At 61.6% G+C, this 23097-nt stretch carries 19 protein-coding genes; 8 read left to right on the forward strand and 11 right to left on the reverse strand.

Annotation, left to right across the window (positions count from 1 at the left end; translation table 11 throughout):
* Nucleotides 1–3: 3 nt before the first annotated feature.
* The 10 genes from ERD78_RS09690 to ERD78_RS09735 form a co-directional block, all read right to left on the reverse strand.
* Nucleotides 4–831, reverse strand: a complete 828-nt coding sequence (locus ERD78_RS09690; protein WP_245152399.1) for an ABC transporter ATP-binding protein — start codon at nucleotides 829–831, stop codon at nucleotides 4–6.
* Nucleotides 828–1820, reverse strand: coding sequence for a branched-chain amino acid ABC transporter permease (locus ERD78_RS09695; protein WP_129969040.1), 993 nt, complete (start codon nucleotides 1818–1820; stop codon nucleotides 828–830). The genes ERD78_RS09690 and ERD78_RS09695 overlap by 4 nt, the downstream gene beginning before the upstream one ends.
* A complete protein-coding gene (locus ERD78_RS09700; protein ID WP_129969041.1) occupies nucleotides 1817–2677 on the reverse strand; it encodes a branched-chain amino acid ABC transporter permease in 861 nt (286 codons plus the stop codon). The genes ERD78_RS09695 and ERD78_RS09700 overlap by 4 nt, the downstream gene beginning before the upstream one ends.
* Before the next feature lie 27 nt (nucleotides 2678–2704).
* A complete protein-coding gene (locus ERD78_RS09705) occupies nucleotides 2705–3907 on the reverse strand; it encodes an ABC transporter substrate-binding protein (RefSeq protein WP_129969042.1) in 1203 nt (400 codons plus the stop codon).
* 132 nt (nucleotides 3908–4039) lie between these two features.
* Complete coding sequence (locus tag ERD78_RS09710; RefSeq protein ID WP_129969137.1) at nucleotides 4040–5239, reverse strand: CaiB/BaiF CoA transferase family protein; 1200 nt, start codon at nucleotides 5237–5239, stop codon at nucleotides 4040–4042.
* A gap of 128 nt (nucleotides 5240–5367) precedes the next feature.
* Nucleotides 5368–6147 (reverse strand): enoyl-CoA hydratase/isomerase family protein, encoded by a 780-nt coding sequence (locus ERD78_RS09715; protein WP_129969043.1) that lies wholly within the window; start codon nucleotides 6145–6147, stop codon nucleotides 5368–5370.
* Complete coding sequence (locus ERD78_RS09720) at nucleotides 6144–7694, reverse strand: tripartite tricarboxylate transporter permease (protein ID WP_129969044.1); 1551 nt, start codon at nucleotides 7692–7694, stop codon at nucleotides 6144–6146. Before ERD78_RS09720 ends, ERD78_RS09715 begins: the two co-directional genes overlap by 4 nt.
* Nucleotides 7695–7715: 21 nt before the next feature.
* Nucleotides 7716–8219 carry a tripartite tricarboxylate transporter TctB family protein gene (locus ERD78_RS09725; RefSeq protein WP_129969045.1) on the reverse strand — a complete coding sequence of 168 codons (504 nt, stop codon included), beginning with the start codon at nucleotides 8217–8219 and terminating at the stop codon, nucleotides 7716–7718.
* Between the two features lie 18 nt (nucleotides 8220–8237).
* Nucleotides 8238–9254 carry a Bug family tripartite tricarboxylate transporter substrate binding protein gene (locus ERD78_RS09730; RefSeq protein WP_129969046.1) on the reverse strand — a complete coding sequence of 339 codons (1017 nt, stop codon included), beginning with the start codon at nucleotides 9252–9254 and terminating at the stop codon, nucleotides 8238–8240.
* A 114-nt stretch (nucleotides 9255–9368) separates the two neighbouring features.
* Nucleotides 9369–10601, reverse strand: a complete 1233-nt coding sequence (locus ERD78_RS09735) for a pyridoxal-phosphate-dependent aminotransferase family protein (protein ID WP_129969047.1) — start codon at nucleotides 10599–10601, stop codon at nucleotides 9369–9371.
* A 210-nt stretch (nucleotides 10602–10811) separates the two neighbouring features.
* Here ERD78_RS09735 and ERD78_RS09740 point away from each other — a divergent pair, with 210 nt between their 5' ends.
* Together ERD78_RS09740 and ERD78_RS09745 are read left to right on the forward strand one after the other, a co-directional pair.
* Entirely contained in the window at nucleotides 10812–11552 is a 741-nt protein-coding gene (locus ERD78_RS09740) for a GntR family transcriptional regulator (protein ID WP_129969048.1), read from the forward strand.
* A 30-nt stretch (nucleotides 11553–11582) separates the two neighbouring features.
* A complete protein-coding gene (locus ERD78_RS09745; RefSeq protein WP_129969049.1) occupies nucleotides 11583–14648 on the forward strand; it encodes an FAD-binding and (Fe-S)-binding domain-containing protein in 3066 nt (1021 codons plus the stop codon).
* Between the two features lie 91 nt (nucleotides 14649–14739).
* Here ERD78_RS09745 and ERD78_RS09750 read toward each other — a convergent pair whose 3' ends face one another.
* Entirely contained in the window at nucleotides 14740–15786 is a 1047-nt protein-coding gene (locus ERD78_RS09750; protein WP_129969050.1) for a serine hydrolase domain-containing protein, read from the reverse strand.
* A 176-nt stretch (nucleotides 15787–15962) separates the two neighbouring features.
* Here ERD78_RS09750 and ERD78_RS09755 point away from each other — a divergent pair, with 176 nt between their 5' ends.
* Genes ERD78_RS09755 through ERD78_RS09780 form a run of 6 tightly spaced genes read left to right on the forward strand, consistent with a single transcriptional unit; the run spans nucleotide 15963 to nucleotide 22734 of the window.
* Nucleotides 15963–17522, forward strand: a complete 1560-nt coding sequence (locus ERD78_RS09755; RefSeq protein WP_245152400.1) for an ABC transporter substrate-binding protein — start codon at nucleotides 15963–15965, stop codon at nucleotides 17520–17522.
* Between the two features lie 29 nt (nucleotides 17523–17551).
* Entirely contained in the window at nucleotides 17552–18469 is a 918-nt protein-coding gene (locus ERD78_RS09760; protein WP_129969051.1) for an ABC transporter permease, read from the forward strand.
* A gap of 5 nt (nucleotides 18470–18474) precedes the next feature.
* On the forward strand, nucleotides 18475–19389 hold the full coding sequence (locus tag ERD78_RS09765; RefSeq protein WP_129969139.1) for an ABC transporter permease: 915 nt from the start codon (nucleotides 18475–18477) through the stop codon (nucleotides 19387–19389).
* 2 nt (nucleotides 19390–19391) lie between these two features.
* Nucleotides 19392–20381 (forward strand): ABC transporter ATP-binding protein, encoded by a 990-nt coding sequence (locus tag ERD78_RS09770; protein ID WP_129969052.1) that lies wholly within the window; start codon nucleotides 19392–19394, stop codon nucleotides 20379–20381.
* Nucleotides 20378–21355 carry an ABC transporter ATP-binding protein gene (locus ERD78_RS09775; RefSeq protein WP_129969053.1) on the forward strand — a complete coding sequence of 326 codons (978 nt, stop codon included), beginning with the start codon at nucleotides 20378–20380 and terminating at the stop codon, nucleotides 21353–21355. Before ERD78_RS09770 ends, ERD78_RS09775 begins: the two co-directional genes overlap by 4 nt.
* Nucleotides 21352–22734, forward strand: coding sequence for a M20 family metallopeptidase (locus ERD78_RS09780; protein ID WP_129969054.1), 1383 nt, complete (start codon nucleotides 21352–21354; stop codon nucleotides 22732–22734). The genes ERD78_RS09775 and ERD78_RS09780 overlap by 4 nt, the downstream gene beginning before the upstream one ends.
* The last annotated feature ends 363 nt before the right edge of the window (nucleotides 22735–23097 follow it).

Here is a 23097-nt window from a genome sequence, read left to right on the forward strand (position 1 = left end):
GGATCAGCGCCCTCCGGTCATCATATTGCCCAGGTAGGCGCGGCGCACGGCCTCGTCCTGTCTCACTGCCCTGGGCGTCCCTTCCACCAGCACTTTGCCCAAATGCATGACGGTAATCGTATCGGAAATATCCATGACGATACCCATATTGTGCTCGATCAGCACCACGGTCAGGTCGCTGCGCAACCCCGCAATAATGGCCTTCATGGAATCGATATCATCGATGCCCATGCCCGACGTGGGTTCATCGAGAAAAATAACCTTGGGCCGCGCCGCAAGTGCCAGCCCGACTTCAAGGCGGCGCTGCTGGCCATGCGACAACTGGCTGCTGGTTCGATCCAGCACCCGCAGCAGGCCGAGGCGCTCGGCAATGGCGCCAATGAGATCGCCATGTGCGTCACGCCCCAGGGGGCCGGACCAGAACCGCATTGCCTGGCGCGGCGCCACGCCCTGCGCCGCCAGGCGCAGGTTCTCGCGCACCGTCAGGCTGGGAAACAGCGATGTGACCTGGAAAGAGCGCGCCACGCCCAGTTGAACGCGCGCATGATCCGGCAGGTGGCTGATGTTGCGGCCATCGAGGTGAATGGCGCCCGAGGTCAGCGGAACGGTGCCTGTGAGCGTGTGAAACAGCGTGGTTTTCCCCGCGCCATTGGGCCCGATGACCGAATGTACGGTATTGGGCTGCACGGACAGGCTGACGCCGGACAGCGCCTGGAATTTCCCGTAGCGCTTGACCACATTGTCTGCCAACAGTAGGGGGCGGCCCGCGTGCACCGCATTGCGCGGCCCGTCCGGCTGGCGGTTTTCGAATGCCTCGCGCGCATCCATCATGGCGCCTCCTTGCCGGCGGCCTGCGCGCCGGAATCGGAGCGGGGCCGCAGCCTCATGGCGGCCAGCCGGCATGCGCCCCACAGGCCGCCCTGCATATACAGGCTCACCGCCATGAGCAAAAGACCGAAGAGCAGCAGCCAGCGCGGCCACAGGCCCGACAACCAGTCGGACACCAGCACATAGAAAGCCGCACCCAGCATGGATGCGATCAGGCTGCCGGTGCCGCCCAACACGGTGATCAGCAAGATAACCTCGCTCATGTGGTAGCTGATGCTGCTGAGCGGCGCGATATTGGTCATCATCGCGTAGAGCGCGCCGGCCAGCGCGGTGACGGCGCCCGAGATGATGAAGGCGGCGAGCTTGAAATGCACGACATCGTAGCCCAGGGCCGACGCCCGTGCCGTATTGTCGCGGATGGCCAGCAATGTGCGGCCGAAAATGGATGCCACGATACGCTGCATGCCCCAGAAAACCAATATGAACAAAATAGCCACAAAGGTGTAGTAGGCCCAGGCGGAATCATTGGGCAGCAGCACCATGCCACCAACGGAAAGCGGCGGCGTGGGAATATCCATCAATCCATTATCGCCGCCCGTCCATTCAGGCACGGAATAAGCGATGAAATAGAACATCTGCGCCAGGGCCAGCGTCAACATGACGAAATACACGCCTTTCTGGCGGATGGCGAGCCATCCCACCACAGCGGCCACCACCATGCCTGCCACGCATGCCGCCAGGAGCGCGGCCGGCATAGGCAGGCCCGTGCGTGTCAGGAGTATGCCCACCGCATAGCTGCCCACCCCGAAGAATATGCCCTGCCCGAAGGACAGCAACCCCGTATAGCCGAGCAGAAGATTGCAGCCCAGCCCCGCCATCGCGAAGATGAGAACCTCGCTGGCCAGCGAACCGGACTGCAGGAACAGCGGCAGCAGAAGCACGCCGGCCACGGCTGCGGCAAGCGACAGATAGCGGCGCACAATGGCAGTCATTGGCTCCTCCCCATGAGACCGTCGGGCCGCAGCAGCAGCACCAGCGCCATGGCGATGTAGATCATGAGGCTGGCACCCTGAGGCCAGAGCGTACTCATGATGCTTTGAACTATACCGACCAGCAGGCCGCCGATGAGGGCGCCGCTGAAACTGCCCATTCCGCCCACCACCACGACCACGAAGGCCACGGCGAGCGCCTCGACACCCATGAAGGGCTCAACCCCGCGCAGCGGCGCGGCAAGCGCGCCAGCCAACCCCGCCGTGGCGGCACCCAGCGCGAAGACCAGACCGAAGACGCGATAGACATTGATGCGCAGCAGCATGACCATGTCGGCCTGCTCACTGCCGGCCCGCACGATGCTGCCCAGGCGCGTGCGTTCGAGCAGCAGCCATATCGCCAACGCAAGCAGTGCCGAGAAGGCAATGAGAAACAGCCTGTACTTGGGATAGATGAAGCTGCCCCACATGACCACGCCCTTGAGCAGGTCGGGCGGCGGCACATTCACACCCACCGGTCCCCAGTACAGAATCACCAGCTCCTGTATAGCCCATGCCAGGCCCAGGGTGAACAGAATGTGGAACTCATGCGGCAGGTCGTACATGCGCCGCAGCAGCAGACGCTCGGCCAACCAGGCCGCTGCCCCAACCAGAATGGGCGCAAGCACGAGCGTGCCCCAGAACCCCAGCCCCTGCTGCATGAGCGCGTAACAGGCATAGGCGCCCAACAGATAGAAGGCCCCATGTGCAAAATTCACGAAGCGCAGAAGCCCAAAAACGATGGACAGCCCGACAGCGAGCAGGAAATAGATCATGCCTATTCCCACGCCATTGATGACCTGCAGTACGTAGACGTTCATGCGGAGCGTCGCGTGCCGGCTCGGTGATCAGGCAGGCATTTTGCAGCCGGCCTGCTCGGGATCCAGGAACGACTGCCCGCCCTGGATGATCTCGCAATAGTCATCCTTGTCTTTCATCTGATCCTTGGGTTTTCCCTTGAGCAAGTAGTAGTTCTTGATGACCTGGTGGTCCTGCTTGCGTATGGTTTCAGAGCCTGTGAGGCCGTCGTAAACCGTGCCTTCCATCGCCGCAATGACTTTTGCCGGATCGGCATCGGCAGCCTTGGCGATGCCGTCCACAATCATCTTGGCAATGATGTAGCTGCCAGCCAGACTGTAGTTGGGCATGCGATTGTACATGGCCTGGGTCTGCTCTACTAGATTGTGATTGAGCGGGCTGTCGATGGTGTGCCAATACTGGACGCCGAAATAAACATCCTGGCAAAGGTCGGCGCCCAGCGATTCGAATTGTTCCAGGCCCGACGCCCATGCCAGCAAAATAGTGGCCTGGTTCTTGATGCCAAAGCTGACAGCCTGGCGCAGGGTTTCCGAACTCTGGGAACCGAAGTTGAGCAGAACCAGCACGTCGGGCTTGGCCGCCATCGCGTTGGTCAGATAGCCGCTGAATTCTCTCTCGTCCAGAGAGTGATAGCTGTTGCCCACATGCTCGAGCCCATGCTCCTTCAGGATATCCTTGGTGGCGGAAAGCAGGCCCTCGCCGAACACATACTGCGGCGTGATGGTGTACCAGCGCTTGGCATCCGGCAGCCGCTCGATCAGCGGGCCTATCGTCTGCCGTATGGCACCGTAGGTGGGTACCGACCAGCGGAACGTGGCCTTGTTGCAGTCTGATCCGGTGATTTCATCCGCGCCGGCGGTGGTGACGAAGATACCGCCCTGCTTGGCCAGGCTCTTGCCCATGGCCAGCGCCCCGGACGAGAGTATGCCGCCGGCAAAAAAGCGGGCATGCTGCTGCTCGAACAAGTCTTGCACCTGGCGCACGGCAATGGCCGGCTTGCCCTGCGTGTCCAGCACCCGGTACGCCAGGGGGCGCCCCAGCACCGCCTTGGTTTCCTCCACGAAAAGCTTCATGCCCATTTCGGCAAACTTGCCATTCGCGGCAAACGGCCCCGACATGGGGTTGGGTGCGCCAAGCAAAATGGCGGGTTCAGCGGCAAAGACGGCTTTGAAAGGCAAGGGCGTGGCCAGCGCGGCCAGGCCACCCAGCTTCAATAGATTTCTTCTGTTCATCTGCTCATCTCCCGAGGCGGTTGCGCGTTGTGACAGCTCGACCGTTCCGCATCATGCAGGCATGACGCCGCCTTGCGGGCCGCGCGCCACAGCGCTGCATTGCGGATGGTTAAAAATGAGTATCGGGTGTTTTCAGGATGCTGTAAAGCCTGCAAGGGCCGCATCCTGTACAACGCCCTCCTTGCAAAAGGCATCGATGTCCGCGTCGTCATAGCCGTATTCAGCGAGCAACTCCCGCGTATGCTCCCCGAGCACCGGGGCATGCCGGTCTATGCGCGTGGGCGTGGCCGAAAAATGGATCGGGCAGCCCAGGGCGCGTGTGGGACCCGCCTGCGGATGCGTCAGATCCACCACCATGCCGCGTGCCTTGGCCTGCGGGTGCGACAGGGCCTGGCCTATGGATGCCACCGGCCCCGCGGGTACGCCCGCCTGATCGAATGCGGCCAGCCAGTCGGCCTGGTCGCGCTCGCGCAACACGGTCTCCATGTCTGCGGTCAACGCCGGAAGGTGCGCCATGCGCGCCGTGTTGGTGGCGTAGCGGGGATCCTCACGCCACTCGGGATGGCCCAGCACATTGGCAATGCGCTCCCAGTTCGCCTGATTGGCGCCGCCTATGTTGATCCACCCGTCCCGCACACGGAAGGCCTGATAAGGCGCGGCAAGCAGGTGGGCCGAGCCCGTGGGCCCGGGCGATTCGCCCGTGGCGAAATACATGGCGGCGTGCCAGTAGGTCTGCTGCAGGCCTGCTTCCATCAACGAGGTGTCAACCACCTGTCCCTGACCGGTCTTCAGCTTGTGCGCATAGGCCGCCGTGATGCCGACGGCGGCCAGAATGCCGGCATTGATGTCCGCAATGGAATTGCCGGTCTTGACGGGTGGCCGGTCGGGTTCTCCCGTTATGGACATCAGGCCGGTAAACCCCTGCGCGATCAGATCGAAGCCCGCCTTGTTCTCGTAGGGCCCGTCGCGGCCATATCCTGAAATGGCGCAGTAGATCAGCCCTGGATTGACATGCGAGAGCACATCGTAGCCCAGGCCAAGTTTCTCCATGGTGCCGCGGCGATAATTCTCGGTCAACACATCGGCATCGCGCACCATCCGCAACAGTATCTCGCGCCCCGCTTCTTTCTTCAGATTGAGCGCAATGCCGCGCTTGTTGCGATTCAGAATCATGAACGGCGCGGATACGCCGTTGACACGCGGCTCCTGATAGCCCCGCGAATCATCGCCGCCCGGCAGCTTCTCCACCTTGACGACATCGGCTCCCATGTCGGCCAGCATCATGCCGCAAGTGGGGCCGGCCATGATCTGAGCCAGTTCGAGCACTTTCATGCCGGCCAAGGGGCCTGGATGGGAAGAATAAGTTTTCACGTCGGGTTCCTTGTCTGCCGTGAATTGCGCCATGCCCGCATTCGGCACGGCCTGCCCTGCCGCTGCCGGACAACACGCCGCCCACGGGGTTAGCGCCCCGAGAACACCGGCTTGCGCTTGGCCAGGAAGGCGGCGTAGCCTTCGCGGAAATCCTCGGTATCGAAACAGTCAAAACAGGTTTCATACTCGCTTTCGGTAATGGGCGATGCATCGGCCAGGCGGCGCACAAATTGTTTATGCCATCGCGCCACCAGGGGCGCCCCGTCGGCAATCCGCTCCGCGGCGCGCCATGCTTCCTGCGCCACCTGCGCATCCGGCACGACACGCGTCACCAGCCGCTTCTCCCGCGCCTCGTGCGCACCGAAGATGCGACCCTCCAGAAGTATCTCCAATGCCGTATCGGGCCCCGCGAGACGAATGAGCGGGGCCATTTCCTGGTATGCCATTACCAGCCCCAGGTTCTTGATCGGCGCACCGAAGCGGCTGGACTCGCCGCAAATGCGCAAGTCGCATAGCGCCGCAATCTCCAGCCCACCGCCCACACAGATGCCATGTATCTGCGCCACCAGGGGGTGTGGGCATTCGGCCAGTGCTGCGGCGGTCGCATGCATAATGCGCCCGTATGCCATAGCCTGCGCCTTGCTGGCGCGCTGGGTTTCAAATTCGGAAATATCGTTGCCGGGCGAGAAAGCTTTATCGCCCGCGCCCCGCAGGATGATGCACCTCACCGTGTCGTCGGCCGACAGCGCCTGTATGCAATCACCCAGGCCCGCCCACATATCGCGCGTCATAGCGTTGAGCTTGTTCGGCCTATTGAGCGTTACCGTGACGATTGCGCCCTCGCGTCCGGTCAATATCAGTTCGCTCATTGCACCCCCCGGGCATTGGCGGGATTCACGGCAGCGCTCTCTTCAGTGATCGGCGGCTTGCCCCGCATCCTGCGCCAGCCCCATGAAAGCAGCGGCCATACCAGCATGACAAGGGCCAGCGTGGTGATGGTGCCCACAAGCGAATTGGACCAGAAAACATGCATGCCGGTGCCTGGCCCCAACATGGCCTGCCTGAAGGCGTCCTCCATGCGGTCTCCCAACACCAGCGCCAGAATCATGGGCGCCAGTGGATAGCTGAGCTTCTTGAGCACATAGCCGATAAAACCGAAGAGCAGCATGAACCACACATCGAGCATGGCATTGTTCACCGAGTAGGCGCCGATCGCACACACCACAATAATGATGGGCGCGACGATGGCAAAAGGGATGCGCAGGATGGCCGCAAACAGCGGCACAGTGCTGAGCACGATGATGAGTCCTACGAAGTTGCCCAGATACATGCTGGCAATCAGGCCCCAGACAAAATCCTTTTGCTCCGTGAACAGCAGCGGCCCCGGCTGCAGGCCCCAGATCATCAGGCCGCCAAGCAGCACGGCCGCCGTGGCCGAACCCGGAATGCCCAGCGCCAGCATGGGAAGCAGCGCGGAGGTGCCCGAGGCGTGCGCGGCCGTCTCGGGCGCAACCACACCCTCCAGCTCGCCGGTACCGAACTTGTGACCGTTGCGCGAAAAGCGCTGCGCTAGTCCATAGCCCATGAAGGATGCCGCTGTGGCGCCGCCTGGCGTGACGCCCATCCAGCATCCCACAACAGTGCTGCGTACGAGGGTCACCCAGTAGCGCGGCAGCTCACGCCATGTCTGCAGCACGACCTTCAGGTTGATGCGCCCGCTCTTGCCCTCGAACTTCAGGCCCTCCTCCATGCTCACCAGAATCTCGCCGATGCCGAACAGGCCAATCACAACAACCAGGAAGTCCACGCCGCGCAGTAGCTCCGACCAGCCAAAGGTCATGCGCAGTCCGCCGCTGACCGTGTCCATGCCTATGGCGGCCAGGCCGAAACCCAGCATCATGGAGATAATGGTCTTGAAGGGCGTCTTGCGATCCGTGCCCACAAAGCTGCAGAAGGTAAGCAGGAACACCGCGAAAAATTCCGCGGGCCCGAAGCGCAGCGCGAAGCGCGACACCATGGGCGCCAAAAAGGTGATGAGCAGCACGCCTGACAGTGCGCCAAAGAAGGAGCCAGTAAACGATGCCGTGAGCGCGTTGCCGGCCTTGCCCTGCTGCGCCAGGGGATAGCCGTCGAAAGTGGTGGCCACCGACGAGGTTTCCCCTGGAATATTAAAGAGTATGGAGGTGATGGCGCCGGCAAACAGCGACCCCCAATAAATGCAGGACAGCATGATGATGGCCGACGTGGGCGGCATGGTGAACGTGAGCGGCAGCAGAATGGCCACGCCGTTCGGTCCTCCCAACCCTGGGAGGACGCCGATGATGACACCCAGTACCAGGCCCACCAGCATCATGCCCAGGTTGTACCAACTCAGAACTGTCGCGAAACCGTGAAAAAGAAAACCCAGTTCATCCACGTTCGATCTCCTGTTCGATCCTCAGTAGCCCAGCCACAATTCCAGGGGTCCCTTGGGCAGCGGTACCATGAACTGAATCTCGAACATCCAGAACAGCAGCACGCTCACGCCGACACTGATCAGCACGGTCTTGAGCCATCCGGTCTTGCCCAGCACGCGCATGAAGCCGCCAATGAAAAGCGTGGAGGCCACGTAGATGCCAAGAAACTGGATGAACAGCACGTAGACCGCCGTCGGCAGCAGCACCATCAACACAAGCCGGAAGCAAGGCCAAGTCACGAAAACTTCATTGTTGCGATGCTTGCCGAATACCGATTTCAGGAAAACCGCCACGCCGGCGAAGCACAGAATCATGCCGATGTGATACGGAAAGTAGCCTGGTTCCGGGCCGCCTGACCCCCACGCCACGCCAATGCGATGATTGTCCACCATCATCACGGCACCGATGATGACCACAACAACCGCGGTCATGGCGTCCACGCCGCTGTATGTGAAGATGCGGCTTCGTGTCTGCTCTTTGTCCATGGTCCGGCTCCCGGGTGCCTACTTGGCCGCCAGGCCGGCTTCCTGCATCAATGTTTGATGGTATTTCTCGTCCTTCTCCAGGAATTTCACATAGTCATCCCCGGTCAGATACTGGCCATTCAGCGCCTGCTTGTTCAGATAGGCTTTCCATTCCGGCGTTTCACTCACTTTCTTGAGGACATCGGCGTAGTATTTCGCCTGTTCGGCAGTGGTCTTGGGTGGAAGGAAAAAGCCGCGCAGCATCTGGTACTGCACGTCATAGCCCGCTTCCTTGCAAGTGGGAATGTCCGACCACGACTGCGTCTTGGTGACCTTGTCCGTGTAGGGCATGCGTTCATCGGAAAAAACGCACAGCGCATCCAGCTGCCCCGCCCGCCACTGCGCAATGTTCTCGCTCGGATTATTGACGTTGGAGTCGGTGTGCTTGCCCACCAACTGGGTTGCCGCCTCGCCGCCGCTCTTGTAGGGCACGTAGGTGAACTTGACGCCCGCGGCCTTTTCCAGCGCCACCGTGATGATCTGGTCTTCGCGCTTGGCGCCAGTGCCTCCCATCTTGAATGTCCCGGCAGGCTTGGCCTTGACGGCGTCCAGATAGTCCTTTGCCGTCTTGTAGTTGGCTTCAGCGTTCGTCCACAGCAGGAACTCGTCCTTGGCAATCATGGCCACCGGATTCAGGTCACGCCAATTGAACGGCAGCTTGACGGCGATGGGCAAGGTATAGATGGCTGAGAAAGCCACCATGAGCTTGTTCGGATTGCCGGCGGATGCCTTGGTATCCATGATGCCTTCCGCACCGCTCGCCCCGCCCTTGTTCAGCACAAGAATGGACTGATCCATGAACTTGTGCTTGAGAATGATGCTTTGGATGGTGCGCGCCATCTGATCCGATGCGCCGCCGGCTCCGGCCGGCACAATGATTTCCACCGGGCGCGTGGGTTCCCAGGCGTGCGCGGGAGCGCAGGTCGCGCCCAGCATGAGGGCCAGTGGCGCCAGGCGCCAGAATGTCTTCGATGTACTGCGGGTAGCGTGCTTCATGGTGTCTCCTCCATATCGTGCTGCGTATGCGCCCCGTCTTGCGGGACCCGTGGATGTTTGAGTCGAAGTGATGCTGCGGGTACTGCCTCCTGAGGAAAATGAAAACAGATCTGATCAGGCGCGCCGCTTGACGTCGTCGCTGCCGGACTGCCCCTCTTGCGATGAATGGGCCGTGTCGGCCAGCATTGTCATCGCAGCCTGCACGCCGCCCTGGCGATGCGGAACGCCCGCGAGCGACAAGCCCATCTCTATACCGGCCAGCGTCCCGCAAAGCGACAGTTCGTTGAAATAGCCCAGATGGCCGATGCGGAACACGCGGTCGGAAAGCTTGCTCAGGCCTTGACCAAGCGACATATTGAAGTGCTGCAGCACTGTGGCGCGGAATGCATCCGCCCCGTGCCCCTGCGGCATGACCACCGCCGTCAGCACAGGACTGTATTGCGCGGGATCACTGCAGAGAATGTCCAGTCCCCATGCCTGGACGGCAGCCCGCGTGGCCGCCGCGAGACGCTTGTGGCGGGCAAAGACATTGTCCAGCCCTTCTTCGAACAGCATCTCCAGCGCCTCATGCAGGCCGTAGAGCAGATTGGTGGCGGGGGTATAGGGGAAATAGCCGCGCGGGTTGATTGCCAGCATGTCATGCCAGTCCCAATAGGCGCGGCGCAGGGTCGCTGTTTCAGACGCCTGAAGCGCTTTTGCGCTGATCGCATTGAAAGACAGGCCCGGCGGCAGCATCAATCCCTTCTGGGAGCCCGATACCGTCACGTCCACGCCCCATTCATCATGACGGTAATCGACCGAGCCCAGCGAGGAAATCGTATCGACCATGAGTAGCGCGGGATGCCCGCAGGCATCGATGGCCTTGCGCACAGCGTGCACATCGGTCACAACACCGGTTGCGGTCTCGTTGTGCACGACACACAAAGCCTTGAAGCGATGCCCGGTGTCGGCCCGCAGGACGGCCGTGACGGCGGCCGGATCCACGCCGTGGCGCCAGTCCCCCTCCATGAATTGCACATGCAGCCCGAGCCGCTCGGCCATGCGCTTCCAGAGCGTGGCGAAATGGCCGGTTTCCGCCATCAGCACATGGTCGCCCGGGGACAATGTGTTCACCAGCGCGGCCTCCCACGCCCCCGTGCCCGAAGCCGGATAGATCACCACGTGGCTTTCCGTCTTGAATATTTTCTTCATGCCAGCCAGCACCGCCTTGCCCAGTTCGCCGAACTCGGGGCCGCGATGATCGATGGTGACATTGTCGATCGCGCGCAGAATGCGGTCGGGCACATTGCTTGGCCCCGGGATCTGAAGAAAATGGCGGCCGGATGGATGCGACTGGAGAGGAATCATGCAGCACTCCTGATATTTTTGGTATACAAAATGCCAACTGTGAGGAATAATAATCACCGTGTGCCATCGAAAGCAAGTAAAATTTTTTTGCTTACCGGCTTTTTATTTCCGAATACAGCCTTATCCAGGCTACGCCATGGTATCTCCGCCCAACCGGGCGGACATTGATCCCCGCATGGCGCTTTGACACACAACATTTTGGTATACAAAATGAAAATAAATGACGCTCACGATACGCTCGCATCGGCAGCAGAAGGAGAAACCGAAACCGCCCCCGTGGCCATAGACAGGCGCACCCTGCCGACCGCAGTGGCCGAGCGCCTGCGCGATATGATCATCGAGGGCGAGCTGGCCGCAGGCACGCGGCTGAACGAGCGCGCGCTGTGCGAACGCCTGCAGGTGTCCCGGACACCGCTGCGCGAGGCGTTCCGCTTGCTATGCGCGGATGGCCTGGTGCGCATGCAGCCCAACCGCGGCGCGCAGGTCATTGCCCTGTCCGAAGACGATATCCGCCAGAGCTTCGAGGTCATGGGTGCGCTCGAGGCGCTGTCGGGTGAGTTGGCATGCCTGCACATCAGCGACCGCGAAATTATCGAGATACGCGCGCTCACCTTCGAGATGCAGGCCTGCCACGCGCGTGGAGACCTGTCCTCCTACTATCACGTCAATCGCGAGATTCACGACAGGATCAATGCCGCCAGCCACAACCCCTTGTTGTCCGAGGTCTACCGCAGCATCAACCTGCGGCTGCAGAATCTGCGTTTTCGCTCAAACCTCAATCACGATAAATGGGACCGCGCCATGCGTGAGCATCTGGACATGGTCGATGCGCTTGAAGCCCGCGACGGCGCGCGCTTGTCCGGGATCATGCGCGAACACATGAAGCGCAAGGGCGAAGCCGTGCTCGAAGGCTTGAGACAGGAGACCCGCCCCCCAAACCCCGCAGGCTGATCGGCCTGCTCCCGCTACGCCAGGAATCACATGAACGCGCCGCACCCCCGATTTGCCACATCCGAACATGGCCGCCAGGCAGAACTCTCCGGGCGCCTGCGGCGAGCGGTGGCCGGCGAGGTTCTCTTCGATCCGGCATCCCGCGGCCGTTATGCTACCGACGCATCCATCTACCAGATCGAGCCGGTCGGCGTGCTGGTGCCTCGCAATGTTGACGATATCGCGGCCGCGCTGGCATTGTGCCGTGAACTGGAGGTGCCCGTGCTGGCCCGGGGGGCGGGTACATCGCAATGCGGACAGACTGTTGGCGCCGCGCTGGTCATCGACAACAGCAAGTATCTGAATCAGATCGTGGACTTCGATGCACAGGCACGCACGGTGACGGTACAGCCGGGCATCGTCCTGGACCACTTGAATGCCTGGCTGAAACCGCATGGACTATGGTTTCCCGTGGATGTGAGCACGGCCGCCCAATGCACGCTGGGCGGCATGGCTGGCAATAATTCCTGCGGCTCCCGCTCCATAGCCTACGGCAATATGGTGCACAACGTGCTGGCCATGGACGTCACACTGATGGACGGCACCGCGGCGCATTTCACGCAGGCCGACGACATGACGGACGCCCCGCGGCGGGTGCGCGAAATCATGCAGCGCGTGCAGGCCATTGCCGAGCGCGAGCGCGACGAGATCGCGCAACGGGTACCCGCCGTGCTGCGGCGCGTCGGCGGCTACAACCTGGATATCTATAATCCGCAGAGCCCGCGCCCCTACGGCCCACCGGGCACACTGAACCTGGCCCATTTGCTGGTCGGCAGCGAGGGCACGTTGGCCTACACGCGCCAGATCACGCTGAAGCTTGCGCCACTGCCCGGCAGCAAGGTGCTGGGCGTGGTCAACTTCCCCACCTTCTATCAGGCCATGGACCTGACGCGCCACATCGTCGCACTGGGGCCGTGCGCGGTCGAGCTGGTGGACCGCACAATGATAGATCTGGCGCGGGACAACCCCGCTTTCCGGCCCGTTATCGACAAGGCCCTGAACGGCGAGCCGCAGGCCATTCTCCTGGTGGAGTTTGCCAGCGACGATCACGAGCACGATCTGCGCAAGCTCGCCGATCTGGTCACGCTCATGGCCGACCTCGGGCTGCCCGGATCTGTCGTGGAAATGCCCGATGCGCCAGCCCAACAGGCCCTGTGGTCGGTGCGCAAGGCGGGTCTGAACATCATGATGAGCATGCGCGGGGACGGCAAGCCGGTTTCCTTCATTGAAGACTGCGCGGTGCCGCTCACTCACCTGGCCGAATATACGCGCCGGCTGACGGAGGTGTTCGCCCGACACGGCACACGCGGGACATGGTATGCGCATGCCTCTGTGGGCACGCTGCATGTCAGGCCCATTCTGGACATGCGCCGCGATGGCGCACAAAAGATGCGGGCCATCGCACAGGAAGCCGCCGCCATGGTGCGCGAGTACAAGGGCGCATTCTCGGGCGAGCATGGCGATGGCCTGGTACGCAGCGAATGGGTGGCCTGGCAGTTCGGCCCGCGGCTGCTGCAGGCGTTCGAGGACATCAAGGATGTCTTCGATCCCGATGGCTTGATGAATCCGGGCAAGATTGTGCGCAGCACGCGCATGGATGACACGGCGCTCTATCGCTTTCCTCCCGATTATCGCACCATCGGATTCAAGCCCGCGCTGGACTGGTCTGCCTGGAATGTGCGCAGCGACCCGGCCGCCAACATCGTGAGCGCGCCGGGTACAGGCAGTGACAATACCGGCGGTTTCGCCAAGGCCGTGGAAATGTGCAACAACAATGGCCATTGCCGCAAGTTCGACGCGGGCACCATGTGCCCAAGCTATCGCGTCACGCGGGACGAGCAGCATCTCACGCGCGGCAGGGCCAACACGTTGCGACTGGCGCTCTCCGGGCTCTTGGGGCCGGACGCACTCACATCTCCCCAGGTACATCAGGCGCTGGATTTGTGCGTCAGCTGCAAAGGCTGCAAGCGCGACTGCCCCACCGGCGTGGATATGGCGCGCATGAAGATTGAAGTGCTCAATCAGCGCAATAAAAAATATGGCCTGAAACTCAAGGACCGACTGATCGCCAGCCTGCCGCATTGGGCGCCTTGGGCAGCCAGCCTGCCATGGCTGTTCAATCTGCGCAACACCGTGCCCGGCGCGGCATCCTTGACGGAAAAACTATTGGGCTTTTCCGCGCGGCGCAGCCTTCCGACCTGGCGGCGCGACACTTTTCTTGCTTCGCCGCAGGCGCGCGCCGCCTGTGCAAGCCGCGATGCGGCGCAGCCTCCGGGCCATGCGGACGTGGTGCTGTTTGCCGACACCTTCAACAACTATTTCGAATCGGAGAATGCGCTGGCGGCGCTGCATGTTCTGCAGGCGGCGGGCTATCGCGTTCATGTGGCGCGCCCCGCATCCGGCGATGCGCATGCGAACAGGCCGCTGTGTTGTGGACGCACCTACTTGGCCAGTGGCCTGGTCGATCAGGCGCGCGAGGAGGCCCGCCGTGTTGTGGATGCATTGCAGCCCTATGTGGAGCTGGGCGTGCCCGTGGTGGGTCTGGAACCTTCCTGTCTGCTCAGCCTGCGCGACGAATTCCTGGTCATGGGACTGGGCGAGCAGGCTGACGCACTATCCCGAAACGCGCTGCTGTTCGAGGAATTCCTGGCCCGCGAGCTCGACGCCGGGCGCCTGGATTTGAAATTGGCCGCCTTGCCCCAGAAGCGCGCCCTGCTGCATGGCCACTGCCACCAGAAGGCGTTCGATGCGATCAAGCCGATCCAGCGCATCCTGGCGCTGATACCGGGCTTGGAGGTGGAGCTGATCGACTCAAGCTGTTGCGGCATGGCCGGCAGCTTTGGCTACGACGCATCGCACTACGATGTGTCCATGCAGATGGCCGAGCTGTCGCTGCTTCCGGCCGTGCGCAAAGCGGGGCCCGACACCTTGCTGGTTGCCGACGGCACCAGCTGCCGACACCAGATAGCCGATGGCACTGGAGAACACGGCGGCATGCAGGCCTTGCACGTTGCGCGCGTACTGGCGCGCGCCCTGGCCACCGATCCACTGCCCTGACGCCCGCCGCATCCGCTACGCATGACGGGATGCGGCGGCCAGCCACAACCGTCATGTATCGCGTACTGCGGCCGGCGGGCCTCCCCTCGGTTCAGGCCTTGTCAACGGCCTGCAATATTTGCGCGAATAGATCATTGGCGTGGCTCGCCTCCAACCAGCGCACAATGACCACCAGCCCGCTCTCCGGCTCGACCCAGGTAAAAGAACTGCCCGCACCGATACCGAAAAAGCTCGACGCCGGCAGGCTGGGGAAAATCTTGCGCTCATGGTTGAGCCAGATCAGATAGCCATAATACGGAGCGATATCGCAGGGCTGGCGCATTTGCTGTATCCATTCGGCGGACAGTACGCGCTTGCCTTGCGACATACCCTCGTCAAGCAGCATCTGCCCCACCTTGGCCTGGTTGCGCGCACTGATGGACATGCCGCCGCCCCAGTGCGTGCCGCCCGTCACCGATTGCACGCGCCGTCCGTTGATCTGCACCCAGGCATTGTCGTACCCCACCCATTGCCAGTCCTCGGTTGCGCCAACCGGACGCATGATCGCCTCGCGGAACACCTCCGGCAGCGGTTGCTGGAATAGATGAAGCAGGGCCAGTGCCAGCTGGTTGATACGCACATCGTTGTATTCCCAGTAGGTACCCGCCGCCTGCAATGGGCGCGGATCGCCCTTGCGGCCATCGGGCGGGGTGCCGAAGGTTACCGCGCGATAGCGGTCGGCCTGGTCGGGGATATCCCAAAGCGTACCCTCCCATTCACTGGTCTGCTGCAGCATGTGCTTCCATGTGATGTGGGCATTGTTGCCTTCGTCAAAGCCAATGCCCGGCAGACGCTCGCCGATGCGCGCATCCACATCGGGCAACAGGCCGCGGTCATGCGCCACGCCGGCCAGTAGCGCCAGGTACATCTTCGCCACGCTGAATGTCAGATCGGCCCGATCAGCCTCCCCCCAGGCGGCCAGCTCCCTGCCTTCGCGCAACACGACACCCGACGCGGGGCCGCGCGAATGGATGGGTCCGTACAGCCTGTTCCATGGCGGCGGATCATTCAGGTGCACCCCGAATTTTCCTTTGGCATCGCGATCCCATGTGGACTCATGCGCCTGTGCAAAGGCGATGGCTTCGTCGAGTTTCATCATCGTTTTCCTGATCTTGCCTAGTCGTCGATTAGTGGTATACAAAATTATTTTGTGTACCCATAATATGCATAGCATGTCCAATTAGGCAAGACGGGGCTGCGATACTTCACTAGTTCATGGCGCAATAAAGCGCCAGATTGTATACAAGGCCAGTCAGGCCATAGGGAGGAAGAGACATGAAATCACTGCTGCATGCCATGACAACAAGCCGGCGTTGCGTCCTGCGCGGCCTGGCCGCCAGCCTCATTGCCGCCGGCCTGTTGGGCGCCGGTGCGCCGGCATTGGCCAACAAGGCTGACGATACGCTGCGCATGGCCTACGACCAGGCGCCGGAAAGCATAGACCCCTATTTCAACAACGTGCGTATCGGCGTCATCATTGCGGCCAATGTCTGGGATACGCTGCTGTACCGCGATCCGCTCACCAACGAATACAAGGGACAACTGGCGGAAAGCTGGAAGCAAATCGATGACCGCACGCTGGAATTCAAGTTGCGCCACGGCATCAAGTTCCATAATGGTGAACCATTTAATGCCGATTCGGTTGTCTATACCCTGAATTTCGTATCGGACCCCGCCAGCAAGGCCACCACGCAACAGAACGTCAGTTGGATCGATCATGCGGAAAAAATCGACGACTACACGGTCCGCGTGATTAGCAAGGAGCCCTTCCCCGCGGCCAAGGAGTTTCTCTCGACCACAGTGGCGATACACCCCGCCAAGTATTACAAAGAGGTCGGCCCCAAGGGCATGAGCGCCAAGCCGGTAGGCACCGGGCCCTACAAAGTGACCGACTATGATCCCGGCAAATCCATCACCCTGGAACGCAACCCCGACTACTTCAAGGAATCGCCGAAGCGCCAGCCCACGATAGGCAAGGTCGTCATCCGTTTCATTCCCGACCGCCAGACGCAAATGGCTGAAGTCATATCGGGCGGAGAAGACTTCATCATGCATGTGCCCAAGGACCAGGCCGAGCAGCTCAAGTCCATGCCCAATCTGCAGGTCAAGAGCGGCAATACCATGCGTATCGTCTTCATGCAAATCAACATCCGCGACGATACGCCCACCCCGCAGCTCAAGGATGAGCGAGTGCGCAAGGCGATAGCACATGCTATCGACCGCAAAGCCATCGTCAAGAATATTGTGGGTGAAGGAGCCGAACTGCTCGAAACCATCTGCACACCCTCGCAGACGGGGTGCACGCACGAAGGGGCGCCCATCTACGATTACAACCCCGAACTGTCCAAGAAACTGCTGGCCGAGGCAGGCTATCCCAACGGCTTCCAGACCAGCATTGTTGCCTACCGCGAACGCAACCAGACTGAAGCGATCATCAGCTATCTGCGCGCCGTCGGCATCGACGCCAAGCTCAATTTTCTTCAGTATGCCGCCATGCGCGACATGATACGGTCGGGCAAGGCATCGCTTACGCACCAGACGTGGGGCTCCAATCTGGTGAACGACGTTTCGGCCTCGACCCCCGTGTATTTTGGCGGCGGCTCGGATGACGTCACGGGCGACAAGGAGGTGCAGAAGCTGCTGGCCGAAGGCAATACCACCATAGACGAGGACAAGCGCAACGGACTGTACAAGAAGGCGCTCACGCTGATCGCCGACCATGCCTATGCCATTCCGCTCTGGTCTTTGCCCGTGTATTACGTGGCCAACAAGGAGGTGAACTTCAAGGCCTATCCCGACGAGCTTGTACGCTTCTGGGACATGAGCTGGAAATAAGAAGGTAATCGGGAAAATAGGGCCAACACATGCCGATATACATGCTGAAACGGCTGGGCTTGTCGGTGCTGGTGGCATTGACGGTGTCCGTCATTGCCTACCTGCTGCTACATCTTTCGGGCGATCCCGCCATTGCCCTGGCCGGCGAAGGCGCGCGTCAATCCGACATCGAGATGATACGCAAAGCTTACGGCCTGGACCGGCCCGTAGTCGTCCAGTACGCGGACTGGCTCTGGCATATCGTTCGCGGAGACTTCGGCACATCGGTGTACTTCAAGACGGCGGTGGGGCCGCTGATCCTGGAAAAGCTGGCAACCACCGTCAAGCTGGGCTTGTGCGCCCTGGCTTTTTCCCTGTTCATATCCATACCCTTGGGCGTGCTGGCGGCGATCTATAAGAACTCGTGGATAGACCGCCTGTGCCTGACCATTGCCGTGCTTGGTCAGGCGCTGCCCAACTTCTTCTTTGCTCTGCTTCTCATCATGCTGTTGGCCATTACCTGGCATGTGTTGCCCGTGTCGGGCAGCAATACCTGGAAGCACTTCGTCATGCCCGCCATTGCGCTGGGCTACTACGTGGCGCCCGCCTTCATGCGCTTGATACGCGCAGGCATGATAGAGGTACTGAGCGCCGACTACATCCGTACGGCGCGTGCCAAGGGTCTGCCCGCGTCGCGTGTGGTATTCAAGCATGCGCTGCGCAACGCCATCGTTCCCGTTGTGGCGTTGGCGGCAGTGCAATTGGGCTACCTGCTGGGCGGCTCGGTTGTCATAGAAACCATTTTCGCACTGGACGGGCTAGGCTATCTGGCCTACCAAAGCATTACTTTCAAGGACTATCCGGTCATGCAGTCCATCGTGTTGCTGCTGTCCGTCATCTACGTGCTGCTGACATTGGCAGCGGATCTGGCCAATGCCTGGCTTGATCCTCGCATACGGGTATCGTGAAAAATATGGCAGGCATCCCTCCCGTCGCAACCATCGCCGCAGGCTCGCCGCCCGCGCCCGCCACCAATGGCCGCAAGCCGCTATGGCGTCGGGTGCTTGCCAACCGCGCACTCACCGTCGGCGGCGGCCTGCTCATTTTGATTGTACTGATCGCCTTGCTGGCGCCATGGCTGGCTCCCCACGACCCGTATGTTCAGGATCTTGCCTATCGCAATGCCCCGCCCTTCTGGTACGACAAGGGCACCTGGCTGCATCCGCTCGGCACGGATCAGCTCGGCCGCGACTATCTGTCCCGGCTCCTGTATGGCGCACGCATATCGCTCATCATCGGGGCAAGCGTGGCACTCATTTCGGGCACGATCGGCACCACCATGGGCCTGCTTGCGGGCTATTTCGGCGGCCGCACCGACATGTTCGTTTCCTTTCTGGTCACCACACGCCTGGCCATGCCGGTGATACTGGTGGCGCTGGCCACGGTTGCCATCGTGGGCGGCTCCCTGGGGGTGGTGATATGGGTACTGGGCCTGCTGAAATGGGACCGTTTCGCGGTCGTGATGCGTGGTGCGACGCAACAGGTGCGCACCCAGGAATATGTGGCCGCGGCGCAGGCCGCCGGCGCCTCCACGCTGCGCATCATACTCAGTGAAGTCCTGCCCAATGTCATTCCTCATCTTATTGTGATCGCCACATTGGAGGCCGCCAGCGCCATTCTGCTTGAGGCGGCCCTGTCCTTTCTGGGCCTGGGCGTGCAGCCGCCGCTGCCTTCGTGGGGGCTGATGATCTCGGAGGCCAAGGCCTATATGTTCTTTTCCTTCTGGCTGATCGCCATTCCGGGTACGGCGCTCGCCGTGCTTATTTTCGCGATCAATCTTGCCGGCGACGGCCTGCACCACTTCCTGACTCCCGAGGAGCGCGCCTGACCATGCAGGATGAAGAAACTGTTCTGAGCATAGAAGGCCTGCAGGTGGATATCCACACCGCGGCCGGCGTATTACATGCGGTGCGCGGCATCTCGTTCGATGTGAAGCGTGGCCAGACCCTTTGCCTGGTGGGCGAATCGGGCTGCGGAAAATCGATGACATCGCTCGCCCTGATGGGCCTGCTGCCCCGTCAGGCCCAGCGCACGGTGACCCGCTTTACATTTCAGGGCCAGGACATGCGAACCGCAGGCAAGCGCCAGATCAATGCCTTGCGAGGAAACAAGATGGCCATGATCTTCCAGGAGCCCATGACCGCCCTCAACCCGGCCTACACCATCGGCGACCAACTGATGGAGCATTACATGCTGCATAGGCAGGCATCGCAGGCCCAGGCCCGCGAGCGCGCCATCGAGCTGCTGGAAAAAGTCGGCATCGCCTCGGCCGGCCGCCGCCTGGGCCAGTATCCCCACCAGCTTTCAGGCGGACTGCGCCAGCGTGTCATGATCGCCATGGCCTTGATGTGCGGACCTGAGCTGCTGATTGCCGACGAGCCCAGCACCGCGCTGGATGTCACCATTCAGGCACAGATCCTGCGCCTGCTTGCGGATCTGCAGGCGGAACTGGGCATCGCCATGATACTCATCACGCACGACCTGGGTATCGTGGCCCGCATCGCCGACCGGGTGGCCATTATGTACGCGGGAGAGATTGTCGAAGAAGGCGAGGCGGCAAGCATATTCGGCGAACCACATCATCCCTATACGCTTGGCCTCATGCGATGCATTCCCATACCAGGACGGACCGAACCGGGCGGCAAGCTGGGCACGATTCCAGGGATGGTGCCCTCCCTGATAGGGCCGCAGCAGGGCTGCGCCTTTCGGGACCGCTGTGCCTATGCCCAGCCCTGTTGCAGCGAGGCAATCCCCGTGCAAGGCAATCCGGATGGGCAGCGGTGGCGCTGCATACATGAAACGCTGGAGGTTTCAGCATGAGCGCAATGCTTGCGGCGCAGGATCTCGTGCGCGAGTTCTCCGTGGATGCCGGGATGTTCAGGCCTCGCCAGACCCTGCATGCCGTCAATGGCGTCGATCTCGCCGTTCAGCGCGGGGACGTGCTGGGCATCGTCGGTGAATCCGGATGCGGCAAGTCCACGCTCGCACGCATGCTGCTGGGCCTCACACCGCCCACCAGAGGCACCATCCTGCTGGACGGCCAGGACATACGCACCATGGACAGGCGATCGGTGTCGCGCCGCGTCCAGCCTGTTTTCCAGGATCCTTATTCCTCGCTCAATCCACGCCGCATGGTAGCAGACATCGTCGCGTTCCCGCTGGACGTGCATGGCTTGGGCACGCAGGCCGAACGACGCAGGCAGGTCATGGACATGCTGGAACGCGTCGGCCTCAGTACCCGCCACGCCAACAGTACACCAGGCCAGCTGTCTGGAGGACAACGCCAGCGCGTGGCCATTGCACGCGCCCTTGTCATGCGCCCGGACATCGTCGTGTGCGATGAGCCCACATCTGCCCTGGATGTGTCGGTGCAAGCACAGATTCTCAACCTCTTGCTCGATCTGCGCGAGCAATTCAATCTGACCTATGTGTTCATCAGCCACAATCTGGCTGTAGTGGAACATATCGCCACCCATGTGGCTGTCATGTATCTTGGGCGCGTCGTGGAATACAACCGCACTCACACGCTTTTTGGTCAGCCGCGCCATCCCTATACACAGGCGCTGCTGGCATCCGTCCTGACGCCTGAAACCGGCCTGGGCATACCCGACATAGGTCTGGGCCTCTCCTTCCCTGATCCGATCAATCCACCGCCTGGCTGTACTTTCCATCCGCGCTGCGCCCAGCGCATGGCATGCTGCGACCAGCAGGCCCCTGCCGTCACACAGGATGGGGAGGCGCTGGTTTCCTGCCATCTATATTCGCAAACACTTGAACAAGGACTTGTATCGTGACACGCGAACGCGCGCTTTCGCAGACCGCCGACTGTTTTGATTCCGGCACATTCAAGGCAACACTGGCCCGCCGTATTGCAATGCCCACCGAAAGCCAGAACCCCGAGCGTGGACAGGTCCTCGCCGAGTACCTGGACGCGGAAATGCGCCCCGCCTTCGAATCCATGGGTTTTACATGCAGGACACTGACGCATCCCGACGCCAAGGCACCGTTTTTATACGCGGAAAGGCTGGAAGGCCAGAACTTGCCCACCGTCCTCGGCTATGGCCACGGCGACGTTATACGCGGCCTGGATGCCGAGTGGAAGGCAGGTGTCGGCCCATGGGCGCTGACGGAATCAGACGGTATGTGGTATGGCCGCGGCATCGCGGACAACAAGGGTCAGCATACCGTCAACATGGAGGCCATGCGTGCTGTGCTGGACACGCGCGGCCGCCTGAATTTCAATGCCAAGTACCTGATTGAAATGGGTGAAGAAACCGGATCTCCGGGCCTGCGGGACGTTTGTGACGCGCACCGCGAGATGCTGCAGGCTGACATGCTGCTGGCATCGGACGGCCCGCGGTTGAACGCCGAACGACCCACAGTTTTTCTTGGCTCGCGAGGCAGTCTCAACATCGATTTGGTAATCGATGCCCGCGAAGGTGGGCACCACTCGGGCAACTGGGGAGGACTGATTTCCAACCCTGGCATACAGTTGGCCCACGCCTTGGCCAGTATCGTCTCGGCCAACGGGCAAATCCGTATCCCTGAATGGGTGCCTGACTCCCTGCCCGATTCGGTGCGTCGGGCGCTGGCCGATTGCGAAGTGGATGGCGGCACCAGCGGCCCGGTCATCGAGCCGGAATGGGGCGAACCGGGCCTCACGCCCGCGGAACGCGTATTCGGCTGGTGTTCGTTTGAAGTGCTGGCATTCAAGACAGGCAACCCGGCCACCCCGGTCAATGCGATTCCACCGCGTGCCTGGGCGCGCTGCCAGTTGCGCTTCGTGGTCGGCATAGATCCCGATCAGATCGTTCCCGCCCTGCGCCGTCATCTGGACCGGCAGGGCTTTCCCATGGTGCGCATCGAATCAACAGGCGAAACAAGATTCCAGGCCACCCGGATAGACCCGGACGATCCATGGGTGCAATGGACGGTTGCATCGCTTGCGCGCACCACAGGTAAAAAACCCGCCATCCTGCCCAACCTGGGTGGGTCGCTGCCCAATGATATCTTCACCGATGTCTTGGGCCTGCGCACCGTCTGGGTGCCACATTCCTACCCCGGCTGCTCGCAGCATGCGCCAAACGAGCATCTGCCGCCTGGCGTACTGCGAGAGGGGTTGCTGGGCATGACCGGCGTCTACTGGGATCTGGGCGAAGGCGGGCCTGCCTAGGCGCATAAGCCCTGGCTCTATGGCGGGCTCAGGTTCGGGTTTTGACCAGCAGCCCCCGCAAGAACAAATCCAGCGCCGCTGTTGCCTGGATCAATCTGCTGTCGCCATCCTCATTACCCGCAATCTAGAACGCCACTTCAGCCAAAATGCCGTAGATCAGGGATGCCAGCGCCTGGGGGAGGAGCGCGCCTGCACCTCACCGTCGCAGTCGGCCAGGCGCGGGGGCGCCGCAGCGGGCGGGGGGCAATAAAAAACCCCCGAGCCGGTTGGGCACGGGGGTTTTGGCAATAAGAGCCTGACGATGTCCTACTTTCACAGACGAGCTGTCCACTATCATCGGCGCTAAGGCGTTTCACGGTCCTG

Origin of the sequence: Allopusillimonas soli, from assembly GCF_004153445.1 — a bacterium.
Taxonomy (GTDB): domain Bacteria; phylum Pseudomonadota; class Gammaproteobacteria; order Burkholderiales; family Burkholderiaceae_B; genus Allopusillimonas; species Allopusillimonas soli.

Bases quoted from the DNA above. Each gene is read 5' to 3' on its own strand.
- ERD78_RS09700 (WP_129969041.1), bottom strand. From the start codon at position 2,677: ATGAACGTCTACGTACTGCAGGTCATCAATGGCGTGGGAATAGGCATG.
- ERD78_RS09770 (WP_129969052.1), top strand. From the start codon at position 19,392: ATGCAGGATGAAGAAACTGTTCTGAGCATAGAAGGCCTGCAGGTGGAT.
- ERD78_RS09690 (WP_245152399.1), bottom strand. From the start codon at position 831: ATGATGGATGCGCGCGAGGCATTCGAAAACCGCCAGCCGGACGGGCCG.
- ERD78_RS09755 (WP_245152400.1), top strand. From the start codon at position 15,963: ATGAAATCACTGCTGCATGCCATGACAACAAGCCGGCGTTGCGTCCTG.
- ERD78_RS09740 (WP_129969048.1), top strand. From the start codon at position 10,812: ATGAAAATAAATGACGCTCACGATACGCTCGCATCGGCAGCAGAAGGA.
- ERD78_RS09705 (WP_129969042.1), bottom strand. From the start codon at position 3,907: ATGAACAGAAGAAATCTATTGAAGCTGGGTGGCCTGGCCGCGCTGGCC.
- ERD78_RS09735 (WP_129969047.1), bottom strand. From the start codon at position 10,601: ATGATTCCTCTCCAGTCGCATCCATCCGGCCGCCATTTTCTTCAGATC.
- ERD78_RS09730 (WP_129969046.1), bottom strand. From the start codon at position 9,254: ATGAAGCACGCTACCCGCAGTACATCGAAGACATTCTGGCGCCTGGCG.
- ERD78_RS09745 (WP_129969049.1), top strand. From the start codon at position 11,583: ATGAACGCGCCGCACCCCCGATTTGCCACATCCGAACATGGCCGCCAG.
- ERD78_RS09760 (WP_129969051.1), top strand. From the start codon at position 17,552: ATGCCGATATACATGCTGAAACGGCTGGGCTTGTCGGTGCTGGTGGCA.
- ERD78_RS09750 (WP_129969050.1), bottom strand. From the start codon at position 15,786: ATGATGAAACTCGACGAAGCCATCGCCTTTGCACAGGCGCATGAGTCC.
- ERD78_RS09715 (WP_129969043.1), bottom strand. From the start codon at position 6,147: ATGAGCGAACTGATATTGACCGGACGCGAGGGCGCAATCGTCACGGTA.
- ERD78_RS09765 (WP_129969139.1), top strand. From the start codon at position 18,475: ATGGCAGGCATCCCTCCCGTCGCAACCATCGCCGCAGGCTCGCCGCCC.
- ERD78_RS09695 (WP_129969040.1), bottom strand. From the start codon at position 1,820: ATGACTGCCATTGTGCGCCGCTATCTGTCGCTTGCCGCAGCCGTGGCC.
- ERD78_RS09710 (WP_129969137.1), bottom strand. From the start codon at position 5,239: ATGAAAGTGCTCGAACTGGCTCAGATCATGGCCGGCCCCACTTGCGGC.
- ERD78_RS09775 (WP_129969053.1), top strand. From the start codon at position 20,378: ATGAGCGCAATGCTTGCGGCGCAGGATCTCGTGCGCGAGTTCTCCGTG.
- ERD78_RS09725 (WP_129969045.1), bottom strand. From the start codon at position 8,219: ATGGACAAAGAGCAGACACGAAGCCGCATCTTCACATACAGCGGCGTG.